This is a genomic window from Pseudomonas sp. CFBP 13727, assembly GCF_014841915.1.
GTDB classification, from domain to species: domain Bacteria; phylum Pseudomonadota; class Gammaproteobacteria; order Pseudomonadales; family Pseudomonadaceae; genus Aquipseudomonas; species Aquipseudomonas baltica.
In genome coordinates this window covers 904,312-930,279 of the sequence record NZ_JACYUT010000001.1, presented here as the reverse complement: position 1 = coordinate 930,279, position 25,968 = coordinate 904,312, and the positions used below count along the sequence as shown (strand labels likewise).

The following is a 25,968-nucleotide window of genomic DNA, read 5'->3' as shown; positions in this document are numbered from 1 at the left end:
GTTTGACCCTACCTGTGACCGAGCCCGCCGCAAGAGGCTCGGCACTTTTCCGTGATCCGCCTGTGGAGTTCCCATGGCCGCTGCTTCCTATCCTCATCTGCTGGCACCGCTGGACTTGGGCTTCACCACCCTGCGCAACCGAAGCTTGATGGGCTCCATGCACACGGGTCTCGAGGAAAAGCCCGGTGGCTTCGAGCGCATGGCGGCGTATTTCGCCGAGCGTGCGCGGGGTGGGGTCGGCCTCATCGTCACCGGCGGCATCGCCCCGAACGAAGAGGGCGGGGTGTATGCCGGGGCGGCGAAGCTGAGCACGCCCGAGGAAGCGCAGCGGCATGAAATCGTCACCCAGGCCGTGCACGCGGCGGGCGGCAAGATCTGCCTGCAGATACTGCATGCCGGGCGCTATGCCTACAGTCCCAAGCTGGTGGCACCCAGCGCCATCCAGGCGCCGATCAATCCGTTCAAGCCGCTGGAACTGGACGAGCAGGGCATTCGGAAACAGATCGCCGATTTCGTCGGCTGTGCCCGGCTGGCCCAGTCGGCCGGCTACGACGGCGTTGAAATCATGGGGTCGGAAGGCTACTTCATCAACCAGTTCCTGGCGGCTCACAGCAACCAGCGCAGCGATCGCTGGGGCGGTAGCTATGCCAATCGCATGCGCCTGGCGGTGGAGATCGTCGGGCAGGTGCGGCAGGCGGTCGGGCGCGAGTTCATCATCATCTTTCGCCTGTCGATGCTCGACCTGATCGAAGGCGGCAGCATCTGGGAGGAAGTGGTCGAACTGGCGCAGGCCGTCGAAGCTGCCGGGGCCACCCTGATCAACACGGGCATCGGCTGGCACGAAGCACGCATTCCGACCATCGCCACCAAGGTGCCACGTGCGGCGTTCAGCAAGGTCACCGCCAAGCTGCGCACGGCGGTGCGCCTGCCGCTGATCACCACCAATCGCATCAACACCCCGGAGGTGGCGGAACGCATCCTCGCCGAGGGCGACGCGGACATGGTTTCGATGGCCCGGCCGTTCCTGGCCGACCCCGAATTCATCAACAAGGCCGCGGCCAATCGCGGCGACGAGATCAACACCTGCATTGCCTGCAATCAGGCCTGCCTGGACCACACCTTCGCTGGCAAGTTGACCAGTTGCCTGGTCAACCCACGCGCCTGCCATGAGACCGAACTCAATTACCTGCCCGTGACTCAGGTGCGTCGGATCGCCGTGGTCGGCGCCGGGCCGGCAGGGCTGGCCGCAGCGACCGTGGCGGCCGAGCGCGGCCATGCGGTGACCCTGTTCGATTCCCGCGATGAAATCGGCGGTCAGTTCAACGTGGCCAAGCGCATTCCCGGCAAGGAAGAATTCAACGAAACCCTGCGTTATTTCGATCGTCGGCTGACCCGCCTCGGCGTCGACGTGCGCTTGGGTGCGCGGGTCGATGTCGCTGCGCTGGTCAAGGGGGGCTTCGACGAGATCGTGCTGGCCACCGGGATTGCCCCGCGGCTGCCCGACATCCCGGGCATCGACCACCCCATGGTGCTCGGCTACCTCGACGTGCTGCTCGAAAGGCGGCCCGTGGGCCCGCGTGTGGCGGTGATCGGCGCCGGCGGCATCGGCTTCGACGTCAGCGAGTTCCTGGTGCATCAGGGGCCGTTCACCAGCCTCGATCGCGAGGCCTTCTGGCAGGAATGGGGTATCGACCTGACGCTGCAGGCCCGCGGCGGCGTGGCCGGGGTTGCGGCGCAGACCCATGCACCGGCGCGCGAGGTGTATCTGCTGCAGCGCAAGGCCGGCAAGGTGGGCGACGGCCTGGGCAAGACCACTGGCTGGATCCATCGCGCCGGTCTGAAGAACAAGGGCGTGCGCATGGTCAACAGCGTCGAGTACCTGAAGATCGACGACGACGGCCTGCACGTTCGGGTCGCCGGGGGCGAGCCACGGGTGCTGCCAGTGGACAACGTAGTGATCTGCGCAGGGCAGGATCCGTTGCGCGAGCTGGAACAGGGGCTGCGCGAAGCCGGGCAGCGCGTGCACCTTGTCGGCGGCGCCGACGTGGCCGCCGAACTGGACGCCAAACGGGCCATCGATCAAGGCTCGCGCCTGGCGGCGGTGCTGTAGAATCGGCTGCCGCGCCGGACCCGACGCGGCCCTCTTCGTCTCCTTCTGCTGGCCAGGCATCCATGCTTCTCGATCTACCGCGTGCACCGCTGCAACCCTTGCGACTTTCCTGGCTCGGCGCGGCCGGCATAGAGGCTGCCGTGCTGCGCCTGGACCTCGTCGACCCGCTCATCAGCGGCAACAAGGCATTCAAGTTGCAGCATCACCTGCTCGCCGCCCAGGCCAGTGGCTGCAGCGGCATCATCAGCCTGGGCGGGGCCCATTCCAATCACCTGCATGCCCTGGCTGCCGCCGGCAAGCGCCTGGGCCTGCGCACGGTCGGGCTGCTGCGCGGCCATGCTCAGGCCACGCCGACCGTGAGCGACTTGCAGCAATGGGGCATGGAGCTGCACTGGCTGGGTTACGAGGGCTATCGTCAGCGCCACCGGGACGACTTCTGGGCCCCCTGGCAGGCACGCTACCCCGATCTGCGGCCGGTACCCGAGGGCGGCGGTGGGCTGCTGGGCGCCAAGGGCTGCGCCGTCCTGCCCTTGCAGGTGCAGGCGCAGCTCGCAGACATGGGGTGGGACGATTTCGATGGATGGTGCCTGGCCGTGGGTACCGGTACGACATTGGCTGGCCTGGTCCTCGCCGAAGCCGGCCGCCGCTGGGTGTACGGGGCGGTGGCGGTAGGGCCGAAGCATGGCGTGAACGAGCAGGTCATTGCACTGTGTGGCGATCAGGGTCATAGCTTGATCGACGCCAGTCGTGGCGGCTTTGCCAGAGTGGACAGCGAACTGCTCGCGTTCATGCACGCCTGTGAAGCCGAGTCGGGCATTCCATTGGAACCGGTGTACACGGCCAAGGCGCTGTGGGCTTTGCGCGATGCCTGTGCGGCAGGCTCGCTGCGGCCGGGTTGTCGTCTGGTGTTCGTGCACACCGGTGGCTTGCAGGGATGGCGCGCCGCCGCCTGAACGGTCAGTCGCGGTGCGGCAGCATGCGTCGCAGGGTGTTGTCATGGCGCAGGTAATGGTGGGCCAGGCCCAGCACGCCGTGCAGGCCGATCAACCAATAGCCCCAGCCGGCAATGCTCATGTGCCATTCCTGCAAGCGTCCGCCGAGGTCGCGGTCTTCGGCGATCAGGTGGGGCAGTTCGATGCCCCAGAACGATACGGACCTGTTCTGTGCGCTGAGGATCAGCCAGCCCAGCAGCGGCAGGCCGATCATCAGTGCGTAGAGTGCGGCGTGCATCAGGCTCGCCAGACGCGTCTGCCACACCGGCAGCGGCGGCACGATGCGCGGCGTGACACCCAGGCTGCGCACCAGCAGACGCAGCCAGACCAGCAGCCCCACGCTCAGGCCCAGCATGAAGTGGAACTGCACGATCAGCGCGCGTGCGCCACTGCCTCTGACGAACTGGCCACGCAGCTCGATGCAGGCATAGGTGGCGGCCAACAGGACCAGCATCGACCAGTGCAGGGCGATGGACAGGCTGCCATAGCGGGCGTGGGTGTTTCTCCAGTTCATCGGGTGACTACTCGGGCGGTCATGCACAGGGTATCGGGCCGGCCGTGGACATCTTTAGCCGCCCCTGCGATTCACACGCCCGACAGGGCCGGCCAGGCATCGGCGACCAGGAAAACCCGTTCGGCTTCCTGCCAGTCGCCGTGGTCGTCGCGGGTCAGGCGCACGAGCATCTGCGCCGCGGCGAGCGGGTCCAGTTGCTGCATCCAGGCCTTGAGCTGGTCGGGTGCCCAGGCGTCGGCGGCGGCGAGCCGTGCCGGCGCCAGCCAGGCATCGCGCGGCAACGGCTGCCAGCGACCGTCCGGGCGTTGCTCGACGAAAATGGGCCAGTCGCGCTGATGCACCCAGCTGCCGCGCAGATGATCAGGGTGGGCGTGCTCGGGTGCCTGTGCCTGGCCGGGCCAGGGATAGAACAGATAGCCGCCGAGCCACAGGTGCGCGTCGAACTGCTCGATGCCCAGGGCCAGCATGGCCTCGCGACCCTCGCTGGAGGTGGAGATGGGCAGCTGGTGCTCGGTCAGGTGGGTCAGCTTGCGACCCAACCGATCCTGGCTGTTGGGCCCCAGCCACTGGAAGACATCACGACCGTCGGCGGCGACCGGGCCCAGGTAAAGCTTGATCGCCAGTTCCAGATGATGCACCCCGTCGCGGTCGCGGATCACCATGTCGAGCTCGCCCAGGGTGTGCTTTTCACGGCGGATCGGCAGGTTGGCCGCCAGCGGCTCGATACCGGGAGCCTGCTGCAGGGCGAACTGCCAGAGGCGCTCGTAGTAGAGGCCCAGGCGCCGGGTAGGGGCCTGCGCCAGCCAGTCGAGCAGCGGTTGGCTGGCGTCGTCCAGACCGTTCAGCCACGCCTGCAGGTGCTCGGGCTGTTCGGCCCAGGTGCTGCCTGCCAGTGGATGACGTTGCTGCCAGGGCGCCGTGTGCAGCAGGGGTGGGGCGAGGATGACCCACGCCAGGTCGCGCACCTGGGGCTGGCGCAGGCGGCGCGGAAAGTCGGCAAGGGCAGCGAATGGATTCATGGGACGGTCCCGGTCAATGGCGCGGTGGTGGAAAGGGTTTTGTGCGGCAACGGCTTTACTCCATAATCCAGATCCGTATTTGTGTCCGCAACCGGCGGTTGCGCGACAGCGTTGTGGAATGTGCCTGGCGCATCCCGATAGCCAGACCAGACCCGAGCAGGAGCCTCATGGAGCAATTTCGCAACATCGGTATCATTGGCCGCCTCGGCAGCTCGCAGGTGCTCGATACCATTCGCCGCCTCAAGCGCTTCCTGCTGGACAGGCACATGCATGTCATTCTCGAGGACACGATCGCCGAAGTGCTGCCGGGGCACAACCTGCAGACGTCATCGCGCAAGATGCTGGGCGAGGTCTGCGACCTGGTCATCGTGGTCGGCGGCGACGGCAGCCTGCTGGGCGCAGCGCGGGCACTGGCGCGACACAACACGCCGGTGCTGGGGATCAACCGCGGCAGCCTGGGGTTTCTTACCGACATCCGCCCCGACGAGCTCGAGGTCAAGGTGGCCGAGGTGCTCGATGGTCACTACCTGGTCGAAAACCGTTTTCTGCTCGAGGCCGAGGTTCGCCGCCATGGCGAGGCCATTGGCCAGGGCGACGCGCTCAACGATGTGGTACTGCACCCCGGCAAATCGACCCGCATGATCGAGTTCGAGATCTACATCGACGGCCAGTTCGTCTGCAGCCAGAAAGCCGACGGCCTGATCCTGGCCACGCCGACCGGCTCCACCGCCTACGCGCTGTCGGCGGGCGGGCCGATCATGCATCCCAAGCTCGATGCCATCGTGATCGTGCCCATGTACCCGCACACCCTCTCGGGTCGGCCGATCGTCGTCGACGGCAACAGCGAGATGAAAATCGTTGTCTCAAAGAACATGCAGATCTACCCGCAGGTTTCGTGCGATGGCCAGAACCATTTCACTTGCGCTCCGGGCGACACTGTCACGGTGCGCAAGAAATCGCAGAAACTGCGCCTGATCCACCCTCTGGACCACAACTACTACGAAGTGTGCCGGACCAAACTCGGCTGGGGCAGCCGGCTCGGCAATACCGGAGGCGATTGATGCTTGACCCGGCGCGAAGTTATGACCTGATCGGCGATGTGCACGGATGCGCGCATACCCTCGAACATCTGCTCGACCGGCTGGGCTATCAGAAACACGGTGGCGTGTGGCGGCATGCCTCGCGCCAGGCGCTGTTCCTGGGCGACATCATCGACCGCGGGCCGCGTATCCGCGAGTCGCTGCACATTGTCCACGACATGGTCGAGGCCGATCAGGCGCGCTGCATCATGGGCAATCACGAGTTCAATGCGTTGGGCTGGAGCACCCCGGCATTGCCCGGCAGCGGCAAGCAGTACGTGCGCGAGCACGTGCCGCGGCACGAGCGTCTGCTCCAGGCGACGCTGGACCAGTTCGCCCACCACCCCGGCGACTGGCACGATTTCCTCGGCTGGTTCTACGAGTTGCCGCTGTTCCTCGATGCCGAGCGCTTTCGCCTGGTGCACGCGTGCTGGGATGCCGGCCTGATCGAACCTTTGCGCCGCCAGCACCCGGATGGCTGCATCGATGCCCATTTTCTCCAGGCATCGGCGGTCAAGGGCAGCTTTGCCTGCCAAGTCTTCGATCGTCTGTTGCGCGGCACCGACATGCGCCTGCCCGACGGCCTGACGCTGACGGGCGCCGATGGCCTGAGCCGTGCGTTCTTTCGCACCAAGTTCTGGGAAGACGACCCGCAAACCTACGGCGACGTGGTATTCCAGCCCGATGCACTGCCTGACGATGTAGCCTGCGCGCCGTTGAGTCCGGAACAGAAAAGCGCTCTGCTGCGTTATGGGGTCGACGAGCCATTGCTGTTCGTCGGTCACTACTGGCGCAGCGGGCGACCGGCGGCGATACGCCCGAACCTGGCCTGCCTGGACTACAGCGCAGTGTTGTACGGCAAACTGGTGGCGTACCGCCTGGATCAGGAAACCCGCATCGATCCGCGCAAGTTCGCGTGGGTCGAGGTCGAGCGCCCGGAGGCGTTTTGATGAGTGCAATTGCTGTAATGCGTCTGCCGCTGAACACCGATCTGAGTGGCTTCGTGGGCCTGTTGAGGCGTCTGAAGGTGCCCCATCGCGTCAGCGAGGAGCAGGGCAGTCAAGTGTTGTGGGTACCCGACGAGCGTCTGGCCCAGGATGTTCGCGAGCTGTACCAGCGCTACCCCGAGGGCAATGCCGAGGTCGATCCTGAATTGATGGCGCGGCATGCGCCGGTGCGCGGTCCGGGGTTTGCCCAGCAGCTCAAGTCCAGCCCCGCCACCGCCCTGGTGCTGCTGGCCTGTCTGGTGGTGGCGGGGTTGACGCTTCTGGGCGAGAACCTGGGTAACCTGCGCTGGCTGACCTTTCTCGATTTTCAGGTCAACGGTGAATACATCTATTTCACGCCCTTGGCCGATACCTTGGCCAGCGGCCAATGGTGGCGGCTGTTCAGCCCCATGCTGATTCATTTCGGCTTGTTGCATCTGGCGATGAACGCCTTGTGGTACTGGGAACTTGGGCGACGCATCGAGGCGCTGCAGGGGCGCATCAATCTGATCGGTCTGACCCTGTCGTTCAGCCTGGTCTCCAACGTGGTCCAGTACCTGGTCAGCGGGCCCAGTCTGTTCGGCGGTTTGTCGGGCGTGCTGTATGGCTTGCTGGGGCACTGCTGGCTGTACCAGTGGCTGGCGCCCAATCCGATCTACCGCCTGCCGCGCGGCGTGCTGGTGATGATGCTGGTGTGGCTGGCACTGTGCATGAGCGGGTTGGTCAGCGTGCTGGGCTTCGGCGAAATCGCCAATGGCGCGCACGTCGGTGGCCTGCTGATCGGCTGCGCGACCGGCCTGGTCGGCGGCTTTCTGGCCCGCCGCAAGATTCGCTGAACGCAAGCCGCCTCGGCGGTGGGGGTGGTTGGAAATTGGTCGGCTGCTCTTTCGGTCCGGGGTAACTGCGGGCACAATGCGGGTCCTTTTTTTGGCTGGCCATGCCTGGGGCCTCGAAATGATCAATACGCCGTACTACCTCATCGACAAACAGAAGCTCTTGGGCAACCTGGAGAAGATCGCCTACGTGCGTGAACACTCCGGGGCCAAGGCGTTGCTGGCGCTCAAGTGCTTCGCCACCTGGTCGGTGTTCGACCTGATGGAGCAGTACATGGACGGCACCACGTCGTCGTCCCTGTACGAGCTCAAGCTGGGTCGGCAGAAGTTCGCCGGCGAAACCCACGCCTACAGCGTGGCCTGGGCCGACGACGAGATCGAGGAGATGCTCGCCAACTGCGACAAGATCATCTTCAACTCGATCGGCCAACTGCAGCGTTTCGCCCAGGCGTCCCAAGGCAAGACCCGCGGTCTGCGGGTCAACCCGCAGGTGAGCAGTTCCGACTATCTGCTGGCCGATCCGGCGCGTCCGTTCAGCCGCCTGGGCGAATGGGACCCAGCCAAGGTCGAGACGGTGATCGAGCAGATCTCCGGCTTCATGTTCCACAACAACTGCGAGAACGGTGATTTCGCCTTGTTCGACCAGATGCTGGGGACCATCGAAGAACGCTTCGGTCACCTGCTGCACAAGGTCGAATGGGTCAGCCTCGGTGGCGGCATTCATTTCACCGGCGAAGGCTATGCTCTGGACGAGTTCTGCGCCCGGCTCAAGGCCTTTTCGCAGAAGTACGGCGTGCAGGTGTACCTGGAGCCTGGCGAGGCGGCGATCACCAACAGCGCCTCGCTGGAGGTCACCGTGCTCGACACCCTCTACAACGGCAAGCACCTGGCCGTGGTCGACAGCTCGATCGAAGCGCACATGCTCGACCTGCTGATCTATCGGCTCAATGCGAAGCTTGCGCCCAGCAGCGGCGAACACACCTACATGGTGTGCGGAAAATCCTGCCTGGCCGGGGATATTTTCGGCGAATACCCGTTCGAGCGCCCTCTGGCCATCGGTGATCGCCTGTCGTTCGTCGACGCGGCGGGCTACACCATGGTCAAGAAGAACTGGTTCAACGGCTTGAAGATGCCGTCCATCGTAGTGAAACAACTCGACGGTACAGTCGAGGTGGTTCGTGAGTTTGGTTTCGAAGACTACCTGTCCAGCCTTTCGTGAGCGGACAGCCGAGGAGAAGTGAATAAATTGAAGAAGAACGTTCTTATCATTGGTGCAGGAGGTGTTGCCAAGGTGGTGGCCCACAAGTGCGCGCAGCACAACGATGAACTTGGTCGTATTGCCATCGCGTCGCGCAACATCTCCAAATGCCAGGCCATCATCGACAGCGTTAAGGCCAAGGGCAGCCTCAAGCAGCCCGCCGACATCAAGGCTTTCGCGCTCGATGCGCTGGATGTCGAGGCGACCAAGGCGCTGATCGTGGAAACCGAATCGCAGATCGTCATCAACGTCGGTTCCGCCTTTCTGAACATGTCGGTACTGCGTGCCTGCATCGACACCGGCGTGGCCTACCTGGACACCGCCATCCACGAAGAACCGGGCAAGGTCTGTGAAACGCCGCCCTGGTATGGCAACTACGAGTGGAAACACCTGGAAGAGTGCCAGCAGAAAAACGTGACGGCCATTCTGGGTGTGGGTTTCGATCCGGGCGTGGTCAATGCCTATGCCGCGCTGGCGCAGCAACAGCATTTCGATCGTATCGACTCGATCGATATCCTCGACGTCAACGCCGGTTCCCACGGCAAGTATTTCGCCACCAATTTCGATCCGGAGATCAATTTCCGCGAGTTCACCGGGCAGGTCTGGAGCTGGCAGAACAGCCAGTGGACCAGCAACACCATGTTCGAAGTCAAGCGCACCGATGACCTGCCGGTGGTGGGTTCGCAGAACCTGTACCTGACCGGACATGACGAAGTGCATTCGTTGTCGAAGAATCTCGATGTGCCCAACGTGCGCTTCTGGATGAGTTTCGGCGAGCACTACATCAACGTGTTCACGGTGCTGAAGAATCTCGGTTTGCTGTCCGAGCAGCCGGTGACGACTGCCGAAGGCCTGCAGGTAGTGCCGCTCAAGGTGGTCAAGGCAGTCTTGCCGGATCCGTCGTCGCTGGCGCCGGGCTATACGGGCAAGACCTGCATCGGCGATCTGGTCAAGGGCACTCGCAACGGCCAGCCGCACGAAATGTTCATCTACAACGTTGCGGATCACGAAGACGCCTACGCCGAAACCGACAGCCAGGGTATTTCCTACACCGCGGGTGTGCCGCCCGTGGCTGCGGCCCTGCTGGTTGCCCGCGGCGAATGGGACGTGCAGCGCATGGCCAACGTCGAAGAGCTGCCGGCCGAGCCGTTCCTCAGGGCGCTCGACGCCATGGGCCTGCCGACGCGTATCAAGGACGCCTCCGGCGACCGCGCTTGGGATGCCAGTGTGTAATCTGTTGTAAATGCTGTTGTAGGAGCGGTCTGTGGCCGCGAAAAGGGCCTCGCGGATTGTCTGGTGGACCGCGGTGCCTGGTTCGCGGCCACGGGCCGCTCCTACGGGACGGTGTGCAGAGTGATTCCCGAGAGTAGCAACTGGGGTCGCGGTATTTAGTGGATTAACCGTTCGTCTGGCGCGAGTCGGGAATTTTGGAACATCACGTTGCTGTCAGCGGCCTGATATTTCGTAACGTTCCCACTCTCGTGCGAGGCAATGACAATGATCAAGACTGACCGTAAATGGATGGTGGCGCTGTGCGCCGCCGGCGTGGCAATGGCGTTGAGCGGTTGCGCTCGCGATCCGGAAAAACGCTCGGTTTCCGAACTCGCCGTGAGCGGCACCAAGAGCATGTTCCGTACCGATTCGGACATGCAGACCGTCCTGAACAAATTCGCCAGCTTCGATGCCAAGGCCGTGGAGAAGATCACGGCAGTCGAGGCACGGCAGCAACCTACCATCGCCGACGCCGTGAAAGGCGTTCTAGCCGATGAGAAACGCGACAGCACCCCGACTGCACTGGTCCCCGGCGTCACCACCCGTGACATCACCGTACCTGGCGCCGCAGGCTCTTTGCCAGCAACCGTCTACACGCCTGAAGGCACCGGCCCGTTCCCGGTGGTCCTGTATTTCCACGGCGGTGGCTGGGTGTTTGCCGATCGCAAGGTGTATGACGGCGGCGCTCGCGGTATCTCCAAGCAAGCCAATGCTGTGGTCGTCTCCGTGGACTACCGCCGCGCGCCCGAAAACAAGTTTCCTGCAGCTCATGAAGATGCACTGGCTGCCTATCGCTGGTTGAGCAAGAACGCCGCCTCCGTCAACGGTGACGCGAAGCGCCTGGCGCTGGCCGGTGAAAGCGCTGGCGGCAACCTCGCCGTGGCAACCGCCGTGGCCGCACACAAGGCCGGGTTGACCGCGCCCAAGCATGTGCTGTCGGTCTATCCGGTCGCTCAGTCCAACACCGAAACCGAGTCCTATCGCAAATACGCCGACGCCATGCCCCTCAACCGTCCGATGATGCTGTGGTTCATCGACAACGTGACCAAGGGTCCGGCCGACGTGAAGGATCCACGTATCGACCTGGTGCATGCCGACCTCAAAGGCCTGCCACCGGTCACCGTGATCAACGCCGAAATCGACCCACTGCGTGACGATGGTGCCCAGCTGGAACAGGCGCTGCGTACTGCAGGTGTCAGCGTCGAGCGCAAAGTCTATCCAGGCGTGACCCACGAATTCTTCGGCACCGCAGCCGTGGTGAAAAAAGCCGAAGAAGCGCAGGCCTATGCCGGTGAGCGTCTGAAAGCCGACCTGGCCAAATAACAAGAACATCCACCGTGATAAAGACCTGAACCGAGCCGAGGTGTGCACATGAGCCATTCTTCAGACACTCAATATCCAGACAGTCAGTTGCCAGGCAATCGACTGACCGTCACTCCGCTGGTATTTCAACCCTCATTCGAACAGGTGCCCGACGACGAGGAAGACACCAGCCGAGAGCTGACAGAAGTGATGCGCAGCATTCTGGACACCACGTTCGAAGATGGCGGCCACGCGTTGCGTGGCGTGCATGCCAAGGCTCATGGGTTGGTACGCGGGCACGTCACGGTGCTCGAAGGCCTTCCTGCGCCGTTGGCGCAGGGGGCTTTTGCCACCCCTGGAAGGTTGCCTGTGGTAATGCGTTTTTCCACCAATCCCGGTGATTTGCTGGACGACAAGGTTTCGACCCCACGGGGCCTTGGCTTGAAGATCGTTGGGGTACAGGGTGCGCGTTTGCCGGGCAGCGAGGGGGACGTCACCCAGGATTTCGTCATGCAGAACGCCAAGGCGTTCACGGCAGCCACGCCCAAGGCTTTCCTGAAGAATCTCAAGCTGCTGGCCAAGACCACCGACAAAGGTCCGGGCCTGAAGAAAGCCTTTTCGGCGCTTCTGCGCGGTGTGGAGTCGGTGATCGAAACCATGGGCGGCGAGAGCGGCACGCTGAAGAGCATGGGTGGGCATCCGCTGACCCATGTGCTCGGTGAAACCTTCTACAGTGTGGTGCCGTTCCTGTATGGCGAGCATTACGCCAAGCTGGCGGTAGTGCCGGTGGCACCGTCGCTGACCGAGTTGACGGATCAAACCGTCGACCTGGACGATAAACCGGACGGCCTGCGTGAAGCCGTCAGTCATTATTTTGCAAGCCATGGGGGTACGTGGGAAGTGCGTATCCAACTGGCCACCGATCTCGACGAAATGCCGATCGAGGACGCTTCGAAAGTCTGGTCCGAAGAACTGAGCCCCTACGTCACCGTGGCGCGTATCGAGGTGCCGGCGCAGGCGGCCTGGAGCGAAGAGGCTATTCAGACCATCAACGAGCAGATGTCATTCAGCCCGTGGCACGGGCTGGCCGCGCACCGTCCTCTGGGTGGCGTCATGCGCGTGCGCAAGCCGACCTATGAAATGTCCGCAGGCTTTCGCGCCCAGCACAACGGCTGCCCCATTCACGAGCCGCGCTGAACCCCTCGGCCTTTGGTCAATGGCCGGCTGACGCGTAGGCGGGAAACCGGGTGGTGAAGGTAGTGCCGGCCTCGGCGCTGGAAACCACCTCGACTATGCCGCCGTGGGCCTTGGCGATCTCGCTGACGATGAACAGGCCAAGGCCCACGCTACGGACTTCGCGACCCGCTTCGGAGCCCCGCGTCATGGGCGAGAAGATCGAGCTCAACTGCGCTTCGTCGATCGCTTTGCCCTGATTGTGCACGGTGATTTCGACCGCGCCCTGGGCTGCCGCGACTCGCACCTCGATCGGAGTGGTGCCATCGCCATAGGTCATGGCATTGGACACCAGATTGCCCAGCAGCTGTGCCAGACGGTCTGCATCGGCCTGGCAGAACAGCGCTTCGTCGCTGGCGCTGAAGACGATCGTCCGTTGCGGGTAGAGCAGGCGCAGTGAATCCACGGCGGCGGCAATGGCACGGTCCAGCTGCACCGGCGCACGGCTGACGGCCAGGCCCTGGCCGATGCGAGCCTGGGTGAAGTCCAGAAGATCGTTGATCAGGCGCTGCGACCGAGCAGTCGCATCGCTTATATGGCCAAGCATGGTGCTCTGGCGCTCGGTCATGTCCAGCGAACGCAAATACTGCGCGGCCATGGACACGACCTGCAGCGGGTTGCGCAGATCGTGGCTGACGATGCCGATCATCTGCTCGGCGAACAGGGCGCGGTCGACCGCCAGCTCCCGCTGCCGATTGAGTTCGTGCTCGAGCGCGACATGACGCTGCAGGGCGTCCTCGGCCTGTCGCTTGGCCTGCAGCAGTTCGTGTTCGAAACGGATTCGGTCGGCGACGATGAATGCCGATATCTCGTCGAACACATGGCCCTGATGATCGCGGCGACCGGCATTGAGCACCATCGGCGAGACTTTGCCATCGGCCGTCAGGAAGTCCAGCTTGACCTCGGCAATCGAGCGCTGCATCACCAGCAACGGCATCCAGTGCGTTTGATAGAAGATGCGGCCGCCCACGGTCAGCAGCTCCTGCAGCTTGCGCACCCCGATCAGCTGTTCGCGGGTGTAGCCCAGCCAGTGGCAGAAGGTCTGGTTGACCTTGAGAATCAAGCCCTTGTTGTCGGTCAGCAGCAGGGCGCATGGCGCTTGCTGGTAGAGCGCCTCGGCGTCGGGCTCGGCGGTCATGCGTGCAGGCGGCCGCAGGTCTGGGTCAGGAACGTCTGGATGGCGCCGATGCAGGCTGCGGGCTGGCTCAGGTGCGGGCAGTGGCCCTCGTTCTCGATGACCACCATGCGGCAGTCGGTGATAGCTTCGGTCAGGTATTGGCCAACGGCCTTGGGCGCAATGAAGTCGTCCGAAGACTGGATCACCAGCACCGGCTCGCGCAGCTCGCGCACGTCCGCACGGCTATCGGTGAGGAAGGTGACGCGGGCAAAACGCTTGGCGATGTCCGGGTCGGTCTGGCAGAAACTGTTGGTCAGCTCGACGCCCAGTTCCGGATGTTCGGGATTGCCCATGATGCTCGGCGCCATGGCGCTGGACCAGCCCAGGTAGTTGCTTTCAAGGGTGGCGAGCAGGGCGTCGATGTCGTCGCGGCTGAAGCCGCCGGGGTAGTCCGCATCGTTAATGTAGCAGGGCGATGGGCCGACCATGGCATGGGCGCCGATCAGTCCGGGGCTGCGCTTGGCGGCCATGGCGCCGGCCATCGCGCCGACCGAGTGACCGATGAACACCACCGGGCCCTCGCCGAACTCCTGGATGATCTCGACGATGTCGTCGGCGTAGCCCGCCAGTGTCGAGTACTTGTCGATGTCGTAGGCGCTCACGTCCGAATTGCCGCAGCCGACCATGTCGAACAACACGGTCCGGTAATGCTTGGCAAAGGTCGGCTCGACCAATCGCCACATGTTCTGGTCACAGCCAAAACCATGGGCGAACACCAGCGTCAACGGACCTTGGCCCTTGATCACCACATTGTTGCGAGCCTGAACCGACATCCGTGAAATTCCTGTTTGCGCAAGCGAGCATGCGGGGCCAATCGGACCGCTAGTCTACCGGAGCATAGCCACCAGCGTCAGGCTCGCCAGCGTTTTCAAACGGTGTTTTTTCTCACGTGTTCGAGCAACGCCTGCAGCGGGTGACGAACCGTGTGGCCTTCTTCGCGCTTGACCTGGCTGCGGCAGGAGTAACCGTCGGCAAGCAGATTGCCAGCGTCATGATAACGGGCCAGCAATGGCTGCCAGGACTGCCCGTAGATGACCTTGGAGGTGGCGACATTGCGTGCTTCATGGCCGTAGGTACCGGACATGCCGCAACAGCCACTCGCCAGCACCTGCAGGGTCGCGCCCAGGCGGCTGAACACCTGTTGCCAATGGGTGATGCTGCCAGGCTCGTTGGTTTTCTCGGTGCAGTGCGGCAACAGCTGGTAGACCCCGGCGGTGCCGGGCTGCTCGGTCTGTGGCAGCACCTGGGCAAGCCATTCCTGAGGCAACAGTACGGTAGGGGCGTTGTCCTGGCCCAGGGTCTTGGCGTACTCGTGGCGATACACCAGGGTCATGGCCGGGTCCAGGCCGACCAGGGCGATACCGCTGGCCTGCAATTGGCGCAGTGATTGCGCGTTGTGCCGCGCGGCCTTGTCGAAAGCACCGAGAAAACCCTGCACCTGCAGCGGCTTGCCGTTGGCCGCGAAGGGCGCCAGGTAGATGTCGAAACCCAGTCGTGCGATCAGTTCTAGCCAGTCGGCCATGACCGGCGTGTCGAAGTAACGGGTGAAGGCATCCTGCACCAGGACCACGCTGCGCTGACGCTGCTCGGTGGTCAGCCGGGCGAGCTGCTCGGCGCTCGCCGGGCGTACGTTCCAGTCCCGGCAGTGAGCCTGGAAATCGACCAGGCTGAGCAACGGGCTGTCGACCATGCCGGCCACGTGTTGCAGCGCATGACGCACCGGCGAGAACGACATGACCGCGTTGTAGGCCCTTGGAAAGCGGGCCAGGTACGGAATGCTGAATTCCAGCGAACCGATCAGGTAGTCCTTCAGCGGCCGTAGGTAGCGGCCATGGTAGAGCTGCAGAAAGCGCGAGCGGAATTCCGGCACGTTGACCTTGACCGGGCATTGTCCGGCGCACGACTTGCAGGCCAGGCAACCGGCCATGGCGTCGTAGACCTCATGGGAAAAGTCTTCGCGGCCCATGCGCCGAGCCAGGCTGTTGCGGGCACGTTCGAACAGGCTGCCGCTGGCGGTGTGCAATACGTTGGCGCCGTGCAGGCCTTGCAGGCGCAGCCATTCGCGGATCAGCGAGGCACGTCCCTTGGGCGAATGAATGCGGTTGCGTGTGGCTTTCCATGACGGGCACATGGCGTCGTTCGGATCGAAGTTGTAGCAGGCACCGTTGCCGTTGCAGTGCAACGCACTGTCGTAGCTGCGCCAGACGCGCTCGTCGATGCGGCGATCCAGCTCGCCGCGCAGGGTCACCTCGTCGACCTGGGTCAGGCGCGCACTGGCGACGCTGGCCGGCGTGGCGATCTTGCCGGGGTTGAGCTGGTTGAACGGGTCAAAGGCGGCTTTGAGCGCCTGCAGGGCAGGGTACAGCTCGCCGAAATACTCGGGCACGTATTGCGAGCGCAGGCCTTTGCCGTGCTCGCCCCAGAGCAAGCCGCCGTGGCGCTGCGTGAGGGCCGCGACCTGATCGGAAATGGGCCGGATCAGGGCCGCCTGACGCGGATCCTTCATGTCCAGGATCGGCCGCACGTGCAGCACCCCGGCATCGACATGGCCGAACATGCCGTATTGCAGGCCGTGACTGTCTAGCAACGCGCGAAATTCGCCGATGTAGGCCGCCAGGTTGTGCGGCGGGACCGCGGTGTCCTCGACGAACGGCTGCGGCCGGGCCTCGCCCTGGACATTGCCGAGCAGGCCGACCGCTCGCTTGCGCATGGCATACACGCGCCCCACCGCCAGGGCGCCGACCGCCAGGGTGTGCCCCAGGCGCCGTACCGTGGCGTCCTGTTGCAGGTGGGCGATGAACTGCTCGACACGCTGCTCGACCACGTCCAGGTCGTCGCCGCTGAATTCCACCAGGTTGATGCCCAGGGTCGGCGCCTGCACGTCGGTGGGGAAGTATTCGGCCACGCCATGCCAGACGATGTCGTTCATCGCCAGCAAGAGGACTTTGGAGTCGACGGTTTCGATCGACAGCGGCTGGTGCGCCATCAATGCGTTGGCATCGTTCAGCGCGTCCATGAAGCCGGCGTAGCGCACGTTCACCAGGATCGAATGCTTGGGGATCGGCAGCACGTTCAACTTGGCCTCGACGATGAAGCCCAGCGAGCCTTCCGAACCGCACAGCACGCTGTTCAGGTTGAAGCGCCCGTCGGCCTCGCGCAGGTGGGCCAGGTCGTAGCCGGTGAGGCAGCGGTTGAGCTTGGGGAACACCGCGTCGATCAGCTCGGCCTGCTCGTCGGCGATGGTCGATGCGCAGCGATAGACTTCGGCGATCCGCCCGTCGCCAACCCGATTAGCCTGCAATTGCGCGGCATCGAGGGTATGGCTGTGCAGGCGCTCGCCACCCAGCAACAGGGTGGTCAGTTCCAGCACGTGGTCGCGGGTCTTGCCGTAGGTGCAGCTGCCCTGGCCGCTGGCGTCGGTGTTGATCATGCCGCCAATGGTTGCGCGGTTCGAGGTCGACAGCTCCGGTGCGAAGAACAGGCCGTGGGGTTTCAGGGCCGCATTGAGCTGGTCCTTGACCACGCCGCTCTGCACCCGCACCCAGCGCTGCTCGACGTTGATCTCCAGCACCTGGTTCATGTGCCGGGAGAGATCCACCACCAGCCCATCGGTCAGCGACTGGCCGTTGGTGCCAGTACCGCCGCCGCGCGGGGTCAGCACAACGCCGCGATGTTCCGGCTGGCTGGCCAGGTGCGCGAGCAGTTGCACATCGGCCTCATGCCGGGGAAACACCGCTGCCTGGGGCAGGCGCTGGTAGATCGAATTGTCGGTGGCCAGGACCGTGCGGGTGGCGTAATCGTCGACGATCTCGCCCTGGAAGCCTGCACCTTCGAGCTGGCGCAGTAGTGCCTGGTAGGGCGCAAGGGGGGCTTTCTGGCGGGACAGTTCGGCGATCATGGCAGTCGGTATCCGGCTGGGTTGATGGTCTGCATTCGAAATGTGCAGGCAGGCAGGGGACACTGCTCGCCGCGGTCGCTCTGCAGAGAGGGGTCCGCTCAGGCTGCAAGTCGCTTGCAACGTTGGGGGTGTGGACGTATTTTCCCGAATGCAAGGCAAGCTGGCAAACGTATATCCTTCGGCTTTTGCATGAGTTCAATGAATGAATCCCAGACGGCTCACGCCCTCCATGTCGTTGTTGCTGGCGTTCGAGGCGGCCGGCCGCCACGGCAGTTTCACTCGGGCGGCGGCCGAGTTGGCCCTGACCCAGAGTGCAGTGAGCCGACAGGTGCAGGCGCTCGAAGCGCTGCTGGAAGTGACGCTGTTCAGGCGTGACGGCAGGCACATCGAGCTGACGGCGGCGGGCGCGCTGTATCAGCACGAACTGGCCGGAGCGCTGGCGCGCATTCGTGGCGCTACCCTGCAGACCATTTCGCACCGTGCCGAGGCCGATACCCTGCACCTCGCGGTGCTGCCGACCTTCGCTTCCAAATGGCTGATGCCGCGGATGGGCGATTTCTACGCTCGCCATCCCGGCAGCCTGGTGCATATCCATTCGAGAATCGTGCGTGGGGACCTGTCCGAAGGCGCGCAGGACATGAGCGCGATCATCTGCGCGGGGTCGGGGCAGTGGCCGGGCTATATGGCGCACCGGCTGCTTTCAGAGAAGCTGGTGGTGGTGGCCAGCCCCAGGGCCCTGCCTATGCATGCGCACGTGTCGGTGCAGGACGCCGCTCGGCAGCTGTTGCTGGGTGTAGTGTCGCGCCCCCACGCCTGGTCGGACTGGTTTGCCAGCGTCGGGCTGGCAGGGTCGCCGAGCATGCGTCTGGGGCCGAGCTTCGAGCACACCGCGCATCTGATTCAGGCCGTCATCGCCGGCATCGGGATCGGCCTGGTGCCGCGCATCCTGGTGCAGGACGAGATCGCCCAGGGTGAGTTGGTGACCTTGTTCGAACCCATGGAAAGCGGGCGCGGCTACTACCTGGCGTACCCGACGCACAACCAGCAGCTGCCGTCGCTGGTAGCCTTCCGCGAGTGGTTGTTGTCCATTCCGTTTCCGGACAGTTGATCGGATACCCGATCCCCTGTGGGAGCGCTCATCGGCCGCGAAGGGCGCCCTGCGTATTATCTGCCGTACCGCGGCGCTCATTTAGCGGCCACAGACCGCTCCTACATGTTCTGTAGCAACTTCGCCAACCAACCATCGAAGCGGCTAGCTGTCAGAGTGCCACTGACCATGAGGAATCCCTGTGTTTCATATCTATGCGACTGTCGCCTTCCTGTATGTTGCGCTGCGCTTCGTCTACCCGCTGCCCCTGGCCACCGGCTGGCGCGTGCTGATCGGCCTGGCACTGCTGGCCGCGTCCAAGTACCACATGTTGATCCTCGCCTTCACCGGGACGATGTACTCGCCCGAAGTGCCGTACGCGGTGGCCTATGGCGCCGGGTGGGCCTTCACCGCGTTTGCCCTGTTGTTCGTGTTCGTGCTGGTGCTGGACCTTGGCATCCTGTTCACCCGTCTGGTCCGGCGCCATCGCCTGTCGCGTGAAGCCCTGGCCAAGTGGCGCTGCGGCGTCGCGGCCCTGGCGCTAGCAGTCTCGGGTTTTGGCGTGGCCCAGGCCACCCGCGTGCCGGAGGTGCGTCAGCTGGAGCTGGAGATTCCCGGGCTTGCCGCGTCGATGGACGGCTTCAGGCTGGTGCAGCTGTCCGACCTGCACATCAGCGTGCTGTTTCCCGAGCCCTGGGTGGAAGAAGTGGTCAAGCGCAGCAACGCGCTGGCGCCTGATCTGGTGGTGATCACCGGCGACCTCATCGATGGGACCTTGCAGGCGCGGGCCACCGATGTGCGGCCGTTGGCGCAACTGCGCGCCCGCAATGGCGTGATCGCCATCCCCGGCAACCACGAATACTATTTTGGTAACGAAGGCTGGATGGCCAGATTCCGCGAAGCCGGCATGCACAGCTTGATCAACCAGCATGAAGTGGTTGGCGACGCGCGTGGGCAATTGGTCATCGCCGGTATCACCGACAAGGTCGCCACGCAGTACGGCGGCAGTGCGCCGGACCTGGAGCTGGCCCTGCGCGGCGCACCGGCCGGGGCACCGATCGTCTTGCTCAACCATCGTCCTGCAGGGATCGATCAGGCGATCGCCGCGGGTGTCGACCTGCAGCTTTCCGGGCACACCCATGGGGGGATGATTCGCGGCTTCGACCAAGTCGTGGCCAAGGCCAACGAAGGCTTCGTCTCGGGTCTGTATCGGCGCGCCGGCCTGCAGTTGTACGTCAGCAACGGCAGTGGGTTGTGGAACGGCTTTCCAATCCGCCTGGGCGTACCGTCCGAGATCACCGAGTTCACCTTGCGCGCAGTACCGTCCGGCCAATGAAACGGCAGCGCAGGGGAATCAACGGCGCAGGCCGTACTCACTTGTCTGACGCGTGTTCAATCACAACAGGGGCGAGCAGATGAGCAATGCATTCAAGGTCGGCGATGCGGTGCGCTGGAATTCCGAAGCAGGGGAGATTCACGGCAAGGTGACCAAGGTCCACGTCAAGGATGTGGAATTCATGGGCAAGCACCGCCCGGCGTCCAGGGACGAACCGCAGTACGAGGTGAAGAGCGACAAGACCGGGCATTCGGCGCTCCACCACGCCGATGCCCTGCACAAGGCGTGATGCGGCGCAGGGCTGTCGGCGATCTGTAGGAGCGGTCTGTGACCGCGAACCGGACAGCGCGGTGGATCAGGCAGTGCGCGGTGCCCTTTTCGCGGCCGCTGACCGCTCCTACAGGTCACTGGCGAGGCATGACGCGGCTTGCGCCGCTGCTACAGGGAGCGCGCAAGCCGCGGTGGGGATGCATGCCCAGGGGCAAGCTCGGGGTTATTTGAAATCCGCGGCGCTATGCCGTTCCGGCACTTGGGTCGCTTCATCGCCCCAGGTGCGGTTGACCCGCTGGCCGCGCTGCACGGCAGGACGTTGGGCGATCTCTTCAGCCCAGCGCTGTAGATGAGGGTACTCCTCGACCGACAGAAACTGCGCCGCGTCATACAGATTGCCGCGCACCAGTTGCCCGTACCAGGGCCAGATGGCGATGTCGGCAATGGTGTAGTCGGCACCGGCCACATAACGGGTCTGGGCCAATTGCTTGTCCAGCACATCGAGCTGGCGCTTGGCTTCCATGGTGAAGCGATTGATCGGGTATTCCAGCTTCTCCGGTGCATAGGCGTAGAAATGCCCGAAGCCGCCGCCCAGGTAAGGCGCCGCGCCCATCTGCCAGAACAGCCAGTTCATCGCTTCGGTACGGGCGACGGGGTCCGCCGGCAGGAACTCGCCAAATTTCTGCGCCAGATACAGCAGGATGGATCCCGACTCGAACACCCGCACGCTTGCGCCTGCGCTGCGGTCCAGCAGCGCGGGAATTTTCGAGTTCGGATTGATTTCCACGAAACCACTGGAGAACTGATCGCCATCGCCGATGCGAATCGGCCAGGCATCGTATTCAGCCTCGGCGTGGCCCAGTTCCAACAGCTCCTCGAGCATGATGCTGACCTTCACACCATTGGGCGTCGCCAGTGAATAGAGCTGCAGCGGGTGCTTGCCCACCGGCAATGGCTGTTCGTGGGTGGCCCCGGCAGTGGGGCGATTGGTCTTGGAGAACTGGCCGCCGGAGTCTGCGTCGTTTTTCCAGACCTTGGGCGGAACGTAGGGGGTAGGGCTCATGCAGTGCGCCTCCTGATGGGCTTGAGATGTGCCTTCACGGTGCTTGAACACCCGTGCCTGGCGTGGGAAGTATGTGGTGAAGATAGGACTTGGCCCGGGCCGGTACAGTTCATCCCCGTACCGTTCGGGACCCGTTGCAGTACCGTCGAGTAGCAACCAGCTGTTTTTCAAGAATATTTGTTGCGCATGGGGTTTCCTGTGGAAAAGAAACCTGATAAATTCCCGCTCGTTCATGCAGAGGCCAGCAATTGGCACTTCTTGCACCGGATACAGGGGCGTCGCCAAGCGGTAAGGCAGCAGGTTTTGATCCTGCCATGCGTTGGTTCGAATCCAGCCGCCCCTGCCATTAACCGGTCACTTGAACCAGCATTCTCGTCTCATCCTCTCTCTACCCACAATATACTGTGCATTGATCTTGTTGCGATCGCTTCTATTGACGGCACCTCGAACATTGCCTGGCGAAACGCCTGTGGTCGCTACCTTGGCCTTCTGGCACCGCTTGCGTCTGGAACTGTGCGGTCAGGCCACTGCCTATAAGGCATGGCGATGCAACCATTGATATCACCTTGATAGGGTAGTTGGAGGCGTTCTGAATCACACGACAAACGTGGCAACTGCTTCCCAGGTCGAGCGTCTGCGCCGGGTATTGCAGGAAGCAGGCTTCGATCCGGGCGACGCACGGACCCGTGCCGCCCTGGAGCAGCTGCAAGCGTCGGTTCCACATCCAGAGCTCGCAGGCGATGACGCTGAAGGTCTATCGCAGGCCACGAGTGATGCCCGTGAACGAGCGGCCCTCGAAAGCTTCAAGGAAACCCAGGAGCGTTACCGCCTGGCCGTCAAGGCCACCAACGACGCGATCTGGGATTGGGACCTGAGCCGCAACCATGTGGTGTGGAACGAGGCGCTGGAACAGGCCTATGGGCATCCTCTGGCTTCAGTGGAAGGCACTGGCGAATGGTGGATCGAGCACATCCACCCAGAAGACCGCACCCGCGTCGACACTTCCATCCATGCAGTGATAGACGGCACGCTGTCGGCTTGGTCCGGTGAATACCGTTTCCAGCGGCACGATGGCAGCTATGCCGAAGTGCTCGACCGCGGCCATGTGATCCGCAATGCCGAAGGCCAGGCGGTGCGCATGATCGGTGCGATGCTCGACCTGACCCGCACACGCGCTGCCGAAAGCGCGCTGCGCGAAAGCGAAGAGCGCTTCCGCAAGATTCTTGAAAACATCGAATCGGCCTTTGCCATCGTCGAGGTCAAGTTCGACGAGCAGGATCTGCCGGTCGATTACCGGTTCCTGGAAGCCAATCCGGCCTTCGAGCGCCAGGCCGGGGTCAACCTGCGTGGGCGTTGGGTGACCGAATTCGCCCCGGACCTGGAACAGTTCTGGTTCGACACCTATGGCCATGTGGCCAAGACCGGCGAGCCCGCGACGTTCGAGAACTACGCCGAAGCGTTCAAGCGCTGGTTCGATGTGCGGGCGGTGAAGTTCGGTTCCAGCGACGAGCGCATCATTGCCATCATCTTCAGCGACGTTACCGAGCGGCGTAATGCCGAGGAGCGACTGCGCGCCAGCGAGGCCGTGGCCCGGGAAAACATCGAGCGCGTCCAGCTGGCACTGGCGGCCGGGGCCATCATCGGGACGTGGCACTGGCATCTGCCAACCGATCGTTTTGCGGTCGATGAGGGGTTTGCGGCGGCGTTCGGGCTGGACCCGAAACTGGGCCGCGAAGGCCTGAGCCTCGAGACGATCGTGGCCACTGTGCATCCCGATGACCAGGAGGGCTTGGCTGCCGCCATCGATGAAGTGATCCAGCGCGGTGGCAGTTATTCCCATCAGTATCGCGTGCGCCGGGCCGACGGCCACTACTACTGGATCGAAGCCAACGGTCGCGTCGAGAACGATGCGCAAGGCCAGCCACTGCGTTTTCCAGGCGTGCTGATCGACGTCGAGGCGCGCCGCTCGGTCGAGGCCGAGCGCGATCGGGCCCTGTCTGCGTTGCGCGCGCTCAACGATACGCTGGAACAACGAGTGACCGAGCGCACGGTCAAGCTGATCCAGGCCGAAGAAAAACTGCGCCAGTCGCAGAAAATGGAAGCGGTCGGCCAGCTCACCGGTGGTCTGGCCCATGATTTCAACAACCTGCTGGCGGGCATTTCCGGCGCGCTGGAGCTGATGAGCACGCGCATTGCCCAAGGCCGCTGGATGGAAACCGACAAGTACATCAGCACTGCCCAAGGCGCCACCAAGCGCGCGGCGGCGCTGACCCACCGTTTGCTGGCCTTCTCGCGGCGACAGACGCTCGACCCGCGACCCACCGATGTCAACGTGCTGATGGAAGGCATGACCGAGCTGATCCAGCGCACGGTAGGCCCCAGTATTCGCGTGGAGACGGTCGGCGCCATCAACCTGTGGCCGACCCTGGTCGATGTCAGCCAGTTGGAAAACGCGTTGCTGAACCTGTGCATCAACGCCCGCGATGCCATGCCCGATGGCGGTCAGATCACCATCGAGACGGCCAACCGCTGGATGGACCGGGAGGCGGCCCGTACCCATGACATTCCCGAAGGGCAATACCTGTCGGTCAGCGTCACCGACACCGGCACCGGTATGTCGCCGGATATCATCGCCAAGGCGTTCGATCCGTTTTTCACCACCAAGCCCATCGGCCAGGGCACAGGCCTGGGCCTGTCGATGATCTATGGCTTCGCCAAGCAGTCGGGTGGCCAGGTGCGGATCTATTCCGAGCTGGGGCAGGGCACCACCATGCGCATCTACCTGCCACGCTATTATGGCGAGGTCGATGACGAACTGCCGGAAACCCGCGAGTCGCTGGCTGCCGCGGCCCATGCCGGAGAAACCATCTTGGTCGTCGACGACGAACCGACGGTGCGCATGCTGCTGATCGATGTGCTCGGCGATCTGGGCTATACCCTGATCGAGGCGGCGGACAGCCTCGCCGGGCTCAAGGTCCTGCAGTCGGATGTGCGCATCGACCTGCTGATCACCGACGTCGGTTTGCCAGGCGGCATGAACGGCCGGCAGATGGCCGATGCCGGGCGTGAGGTGCGCTCCGACCTCAAGGTGCTGTTCATCACGGGCTACGCTGAAAACGCAGCGATCGGCAACGGCTATCTGGGTCCGGACATGCAGGTGCTGACCAAACCGTTTGCCATGGATACCCTGGCTGCCAGGGTCCGGGAGCTGATGAGCCCTTGAGCCGCGCGTCGTAGCGTAGGCCTTCGCAGGAGTTGTCGATGAACCGATTCGTTGCCACCACGGCAGATCTGCAACCCGGCTGGCAGTCGCGATGCCGCCTTGGCTCAGTGGAAATCCCCGCGCACTACATGCGTGGCGGTACGTCGACTGGCGTTGTCCTGTGGGAGCCGTTGCTGCCTGCCGACAGCGTGCTGCGCGAGCAGCTGCTGCGCCAATTGATGGGTGTGCCTGCCGTGGGCAGCTATGCCGGCAATCGGCAGATCACCGGCCTGGGCCGTGGCCCGGCGACCAGCAACAAGGTCTTCGTGATGAACACCGAGCGCGTCGGCGACGGTGTCCGTTTGATCAGCACCCTGGCGCAGCTGGCCAGCGATCACGCGCAGATCGACTGGAGCGTCAACTGCGGCAACATGTCCAGTGCGCTGCTGCTGTGGGCGCTGGACATGGAGCTGGTCGAAGCATCGGCCAGTGGCCTCTGCGAAGTCGACATTCGCAATACCAACACCGGCGTGATCACCTCGGCGCGCATGCAGCGTGATGCGCAAGGACGTTTCACCGAAACGGCGATTCCCGGCGTGATGGGCGAGTATCCGGCGGTCGATCTGTTTCTCCATGCACCGGTGGGCAACAAGACCGGCGCCCTGCTGCCGACCGGAGCGGTAATCGACCGCATCGAGGGTATCGAGGTGTCCTGCGTGGACGTAGCGGTGCCGATGGTCATCGTGGAGGCGAGCAGCCTGGGCAAGACCGGCCATGAACCTGTGGCGACACTGGCGGCCGATCAAGCCTTCATGGCCAAGCTGCGTACCCTGTGGACCCAGGCCGGATTGAAAATGGGCCTGCGCCGCAAGGATGGCGTGTTGATGACCGCCGCCGAACTGGCCCGCAGCGAAACCATTCCGAAAATCTGCATCGTCGCCGCCCCACGCGATGGCGGCAACATCGCGGTGCGCTACTTCACGCCTCAGACCGGCCACGCCTCCATGGCCGTATCCGGCGGTTGCTGCCTGGCTGCCGCCTGCCTGCTGCCGGGCACCACTGCCCACCGCGTGGCCTTGGGTATTGCCACACCGGGTGTATCCCTCATGGACATCCAGGTCAGCATCGAAAACCCGGCCGGGCGCCTGGACACCACGGTTGTGGCGGCGTTGGACGCTGGGCATCTGCAGATCCACAGCGCGGCCTACCGCCGCAGCACGCAGGTCCTCATGCGCGGCCACGTGCCGCTGTCCGGGGCTTCGAGTGAACTGCGACAGGCACTGCTCGGCGTTCGATCCTGAGCCACCGAGCCCTGCAGGGCCCGGCAGCAGCGGGTA

20 protein-coding genes and 1 tRNA gene are annotated in these 25,968 nt (G+C 63.8%); 15 read left to right on the top strand and 6 right to left on the bottom strand.

The window, feature by feature from the left end; all coding sequences use genetic code 11:
• Window positions 1–73: 73 nt before the first annotated feature.
• Together IFT76_RS04085 and IFT76_RS04080 are read left to right on the top strand one after the other, a co-directional pair.
• Window positions 74–2,110 carry an NADPH-dependent 2,4-dienoyl-CoA reductase gene (locus tag IFT76_RS04085; protein WP_192057480.1) on the top strand — a complete coding sequence of 679 codons (2,037 nt, stop codon included), beginning with the start codon at window positions 74–76 and terminating at the stop codon, window positions 2,108–2,110.
• A gap of 62 nt (window positions 2,111–2,172) precedes the next feature.
• Window positions 2,173–3,063, top strand: coding sequence for a 1-aminocyclopropane-1-carboxylate deaminase/D-cysteine desulfhydrase (locus IFT76_RS04080; protein ID WP_192057479.1), 891 nt, complete (start codon window positions 2,173–2,175; stop codon window positions 3,061–3,063).
• 4 nt (window positions 3,064–3,067) lie between these two features.
• Here IFT76_RS04080 and IFT76_RS04075 read toward each other — a convergent pair whose 3' ends face one another.
• Both IFT76_RS04075 and IFT76_RS04070 read right to left on the bottom strand, forming a co-directional pair.
• Window positions 3,068–3,616 carry a cytochrome b gene (locus IFT76_RS04075; RefSeq protein ID WP_122479040.1) on the bottom strand — a complete coding sequence of 183 codons (549 nt, stop codon included), beginning with the start codon at window positions 3,614–3,616 and terminating at the stop codon, window positions 3,068–3,070.
• A 71-nt stretch (window positions 3,617–3,687) separates the two neighbouring features.
• Entirely contained in the window at window positions 3,688–4,635 is a 948-nt protein-coding gene (locus IFT76_RS04070) for a DUF1853 family protein (RefSeq protein WP_122479038.1), read from the bottom strand.
• Window positions 4,636–4,802: 167 nt separating this feature from the next.
• Between IFT76_RS04070 and IFT76_RS04065 the strand changes: the two genes are divergently transcribed.
• The 7 genes from IFT76_RS04065 to IFT76_RS04035 all read left to right on the top strand — a co-directional run bounded on the left by IFT76_RS04065 (window position 4,803) and on the right by IFT76_RS04035 (window position 12,562).
• Complete coding sequence (locus tag IFT76_RS04065; RefSeq protein ID WP_122479037.1) at window positions 4,803–5,696, top strand: NAD(+) kinase; 894 nt, start codon at window positions 4,803–4,805, stop codon at window positions 5,694–5,696.
• A complete protein-coding gene (locus IFT76_RS04060; RefSeq protein ID WP_122479036.1) occupies window positions 5,696–6,664 on the top strand; it encodes a metallophosphoesterase in 969 nt (322 codons plus the stop codon). Before IFT76_RS04065 ends, IFT76_RS04060 begins: the two co-directional genes overlap by 1 nt.
• The gene (locus IFT76_RS04055; protein ID WP_122479034.1) at window positions 6,664–7,536 is read left to right on the top strand and encodes a rhomboid family intramembrane serine protease; all 873 of its coding nucleotides are present in this window, start codon (window positions 6,664–6,666) and stop codon (window positions 7,534–7,536) included. The genes IFT76_RS04060 and IFT76_RS04055 overlap by 1 nt, the downstream gene beginning before the upstream one ends.
• A 118-nt stretch (window positions 7,537–7,654) precedes the next feature.
• Complete coding sequence (locus tag IFT76_RS04050; protein WP_122479703.1) at window positions 7,655–8,752, top strand: carboxynorspermidine decarboxylase; 1,098 nt, start codon at window positions 7,655–7,657, stop codon at window positions 8,750–8,752.
• Between the two features lie 27 nt (window positions 8,753–8,779).
• Window positions 8,780–10,024 carry a saccharopine dehydrogenase family protein gene (locus IFT76_RS04045; RefSeq protein ID WP_122713085.1) on the top strand — a complete coding sequence of 415 codons (1,245 nt, stop codon included), beginning with the start codon at window positions 8,780–8,782 and terminating at the stop codon, window positions 10,022–10,024.
• Between the two features lie 264 nt (window positions 10,025–10,288).
• A complete protein-coding gene (locus IFT76_RS04040) occupies window positions 10,289–11,386 on the top strand; it encodes an alpha/beta hydrolase (protein WP_244647860.1) in 1,098 nt (365 codons plus the stop codon).
• A 48-nt stretch (window positions 11,387–11,434) separates the two neighbouring features.
• Complete coding sequence (locus tag IFT76_RS04035; RefSeq protein WP_192057478.1) at window positions 11,435–12,562, top strand: catalase family protein; 1,128 nt, start codon at window positions 11,435–11,437, stop codon at window positions 12,560–12,562.
• A gap of 16 nt (window positions 12,563–12,578) precedes the next feature.
• Here IFT76_RS04035 and IFT76_RS04030 read toward each other — a convergent pair whose 3' ends face one another.
• The 3 genes from IFT76_RS04030 to ydiJ form a co-directional block, all read right to left on the bottom strand.
• Entirely contained in the window at window positions 12,579–13,736 is a 1,158-nt protein-coding gene (locus tag IFT76_RS04030) for a PAS domain-containing sensor histidine kinase (protein ID WP_192057477.1), read from the bottom strand.
• A complete protein-coding gene (locus IFT76_RS04025; RefSeq protein WP_192057476.1) occupies window positions 13,733–14,548 on the bottom strand; it encodes an alpha/beta fold hydrolase in 816 nt (271 codons plus the stop codon). The genes IFT76_RS04030 and IFT76_RS04025 overlap by 4 nt, the downstream gene beginning before the upstream one ends.
• Window positions 14,549–14,643: 95 nt before the next feature.
• Window positions 14,644–17,673, bottom strand: a complete 3,030-nt coding sequence (gene ydiJ, locus IFT76_RS04020; RefSeq protein WP_192057475.1) for a D-2-hydroxyglutarate dehydrogenase YdiJ — start codon at window positions 17,671–17,673, stop codon at window positions 14,644–14,646.
• 202 nt (window positions 17,674–17,875) lie between these two features.
• Here ydiJ and IFT76_RS04015 point away from each other — a divergent pair, with 202 nt between their 5' ends.
• The 3 genes from IFT76_RS04015 (at window position 17,876) to IFT76_RS04005 (ending at window position 20,385) form a co-directional block, all read left to right on the top strand.
• Entirely contained in the window at window positions 17,876–18,781 is a 906-nt protein-coding gene (locus tag IFT76_RS04015) for a LysR substrate-binding domain-containing protein (RefSeq protein WP_192057474.1), read from the top strand.
• 181 nt (window positions 18,782–18,962) lie between these two features.
• On the top strand, window positions 18,963–20,096 hold the full coding sequence (locus IFT76_RS04010; RefSeq protein WP_192057473.1) for a metallophosphoesterase: 1,134 nt from the start codon (window positions 18,963–18,965) through the stop codon (window positions 20,094–20,096).
• 79 nt (window positions 20,097–20,175) lie between these two features.
• Complete coding sequence (locus IFT76_RS04005) at window positions 20,176–20,385, top strand: DUF2945 domain-containing protein (protein WP_192054028.1); 210 nt, start codon at window positions 20,176–20,178, stop codon at window positions 20,383–20,385.
• 204 nt (window positions 20,386–20,589) lie between these two features.
• Here IFT76_RS04005 and yghU read toward each other — a convergent pair whose 3' ends face one another.
• On the bottom strand, window positions 20,590–21,429 hold the full coding sequence (gene yghU, locus IFT76_RS04000; protein WP_192057472.1) for a glutathione-dependent disulfide-bond oxidoreductase: 840 nt from the start codon (window positions 21,427–21,429) through the stop codon (window positions 20,590–20,592).
• Between the two features lie 271 nt (window positions 21,430–21,700).
• On the opposite strand from yghU, the gene IFT76_RS03995 reads away from it, so the two are divergent.
• From IFT76_RS03995 to IFT76_RS03985, 3 genes are all read left to right on the top strand, one after another.
• Window positions 21,701–21,775 (top strand) — tRNA-Gln (locus tag IFT76_RS03995).
• A gap of 261 nt (window positions 21,776–22,036) precedes the next feature.
• Window positions 22,037–24,652, top strand: a complete 2,616-nt coding sequence (locus IFT76_RS03990; protein WP_342214275.1) for a PAS domain-containing protein — start codon at window positions 22,037–22,039, stop codon at window positions 24,650–24,652.
• 38 nt (window positions 24,653–24,690) lie between these two features.
• Window positions 24,691–25,932 carry a PrpF domain-containing protein gene (locus IFT76_RS03985; RefSeq protein WP_192057471.1) on the top strand — a complete coding sequence of 414 codons (1,242 nt, stop codon included), beginning with the start codon at window positions 24,691–24,693 and terminating at the stop codon, window positions 25,930–25,932.
• Window positions 25,933–25,968 lie beyond the last annotated feature (36 nt).

Excerpts from the sequence above, each read along its gene's own strand:
- IFT76_RS04060 (WP_122479036.1), top strand. The coding sequence starts at position 5,696 with ATGCTTGACCCGGCGCGAAGTTATGACCTGATCGGCGATGTGCACGGA.
- IFT76_RS03985 (WP_192057471.1), top strand. The coding sequence starts at position 24,691 with ATGAACCGATTCGTTGCCACCACGGCAGATCTGCAACCCGGCTGGCAG.
- IFT76_RS04035 (WP_192057478.1), top strand. The coding sequence starts at position 11,435 with ATGAGCCATTCTTCAGACACTCAATATCCAGACAGTCAGTTGCCAGGC.
- yghU (WP_192057472.1), bottom strand. The coding sequence starts at position 21,429 with ATGAGCCCTACCCCCTACGTTCCGCCCAAGGTCTGGAAAAACGACGCA.
- IFT76_RS04030 (WP_192057477.1), bottom strand. The coding sequence starts at position 13,736 with ATGACCGCCGAGCCCGACGCCGAGGCGCTCTACCAGCAAGCGCCATGC.
- IFT76_RS04055 (WP_122479034.1), top strand. The coding sequence starts at position 6,664 with ATGAGTGCAATTGCTGTAATGCGTCTGCCGCTGAACACCGATCTGAGT.
- IFT76_RS04075 (WP_122479040.1), bottom strand. The coding sequence starts at position 3,616 with ATGAACTGGAGAAACACCCACGCCCGCTATGGCAGCCTGTCCATCGCC.
- ydiJ (WP_192057475.1), bottom strand. The coding sequence starts at position 17,673 with ATGATCGCCGAACTGTCCCGCCAGAAAGCCCCCCTTGCGCCCTACCAG.
- IFT76_RS04025 (WP_192057476.1), bottom strand. The coding sequence starts at position 14,548 with ATGTCGGTTCAGGCTCGCAACAATGTGGTGATCAAGGGCCAAGGTCCG.
- IFT76_RS04065 (WP_122479037.1), top strand. The coding sequence starts at position 4,803 with ATGGAGCAATTTCGCAACATCGGTATCATTGGCCGCCTCGGCAGCTCG.
- IFT76_RS04015 (WP_192057474.1), top strand. The coding sequence starts at position 17,876 with ATGAATCCCAGACGGCTCACGCCCTCCATGTCGTTGTTGCTGGCGTTC.
- IFT76_RS04040 (WP_244647860.1), top strand. The coding sequence starts at position 10,289 with ATGATCAAGACTGACCGTAAATGGATGGTGGCGCTGTGCGCCGCCGGC.
- IFT76_RS04085 (WP_192057480.1), top strand. The coding sequence starts at position 74 with ATGGCCGCTGCTTCCTATCCTCATCTGCTGGCACCGCTGGACTTGGGC.
- IFT76_RS04070 (WP_122479038.1), bottom strand. The coding sequence starts at position 4,635 with ATGAATCCATTCGCTGCCCTTGCCGACTTTCCGCGCCGCCTGCGCCAG.
- IFT76_RS04050 (WP_122479703.1), top strand. The coding sequence starts at position 7,655 with ATGATCAATACGCCGTACTACCTCATCGACAAACAGAAGCTCTTGGGC.
- IFT76_RS04005 (WP_192054028.1), top strand. The coding sequence starts at position 20,176 with ATGAGCAATGCATTCAAGGTCGGCGATGCGGTGCGCTGGAATTCCGAA.
- IFT76_RS04080 (WP_192057479.1), top strand. The coding sequence starts at position 2,173 with ATGCTTCTCGATCTACCGCGTGCACCGCTGCAACCCTTGCGACTTTCC.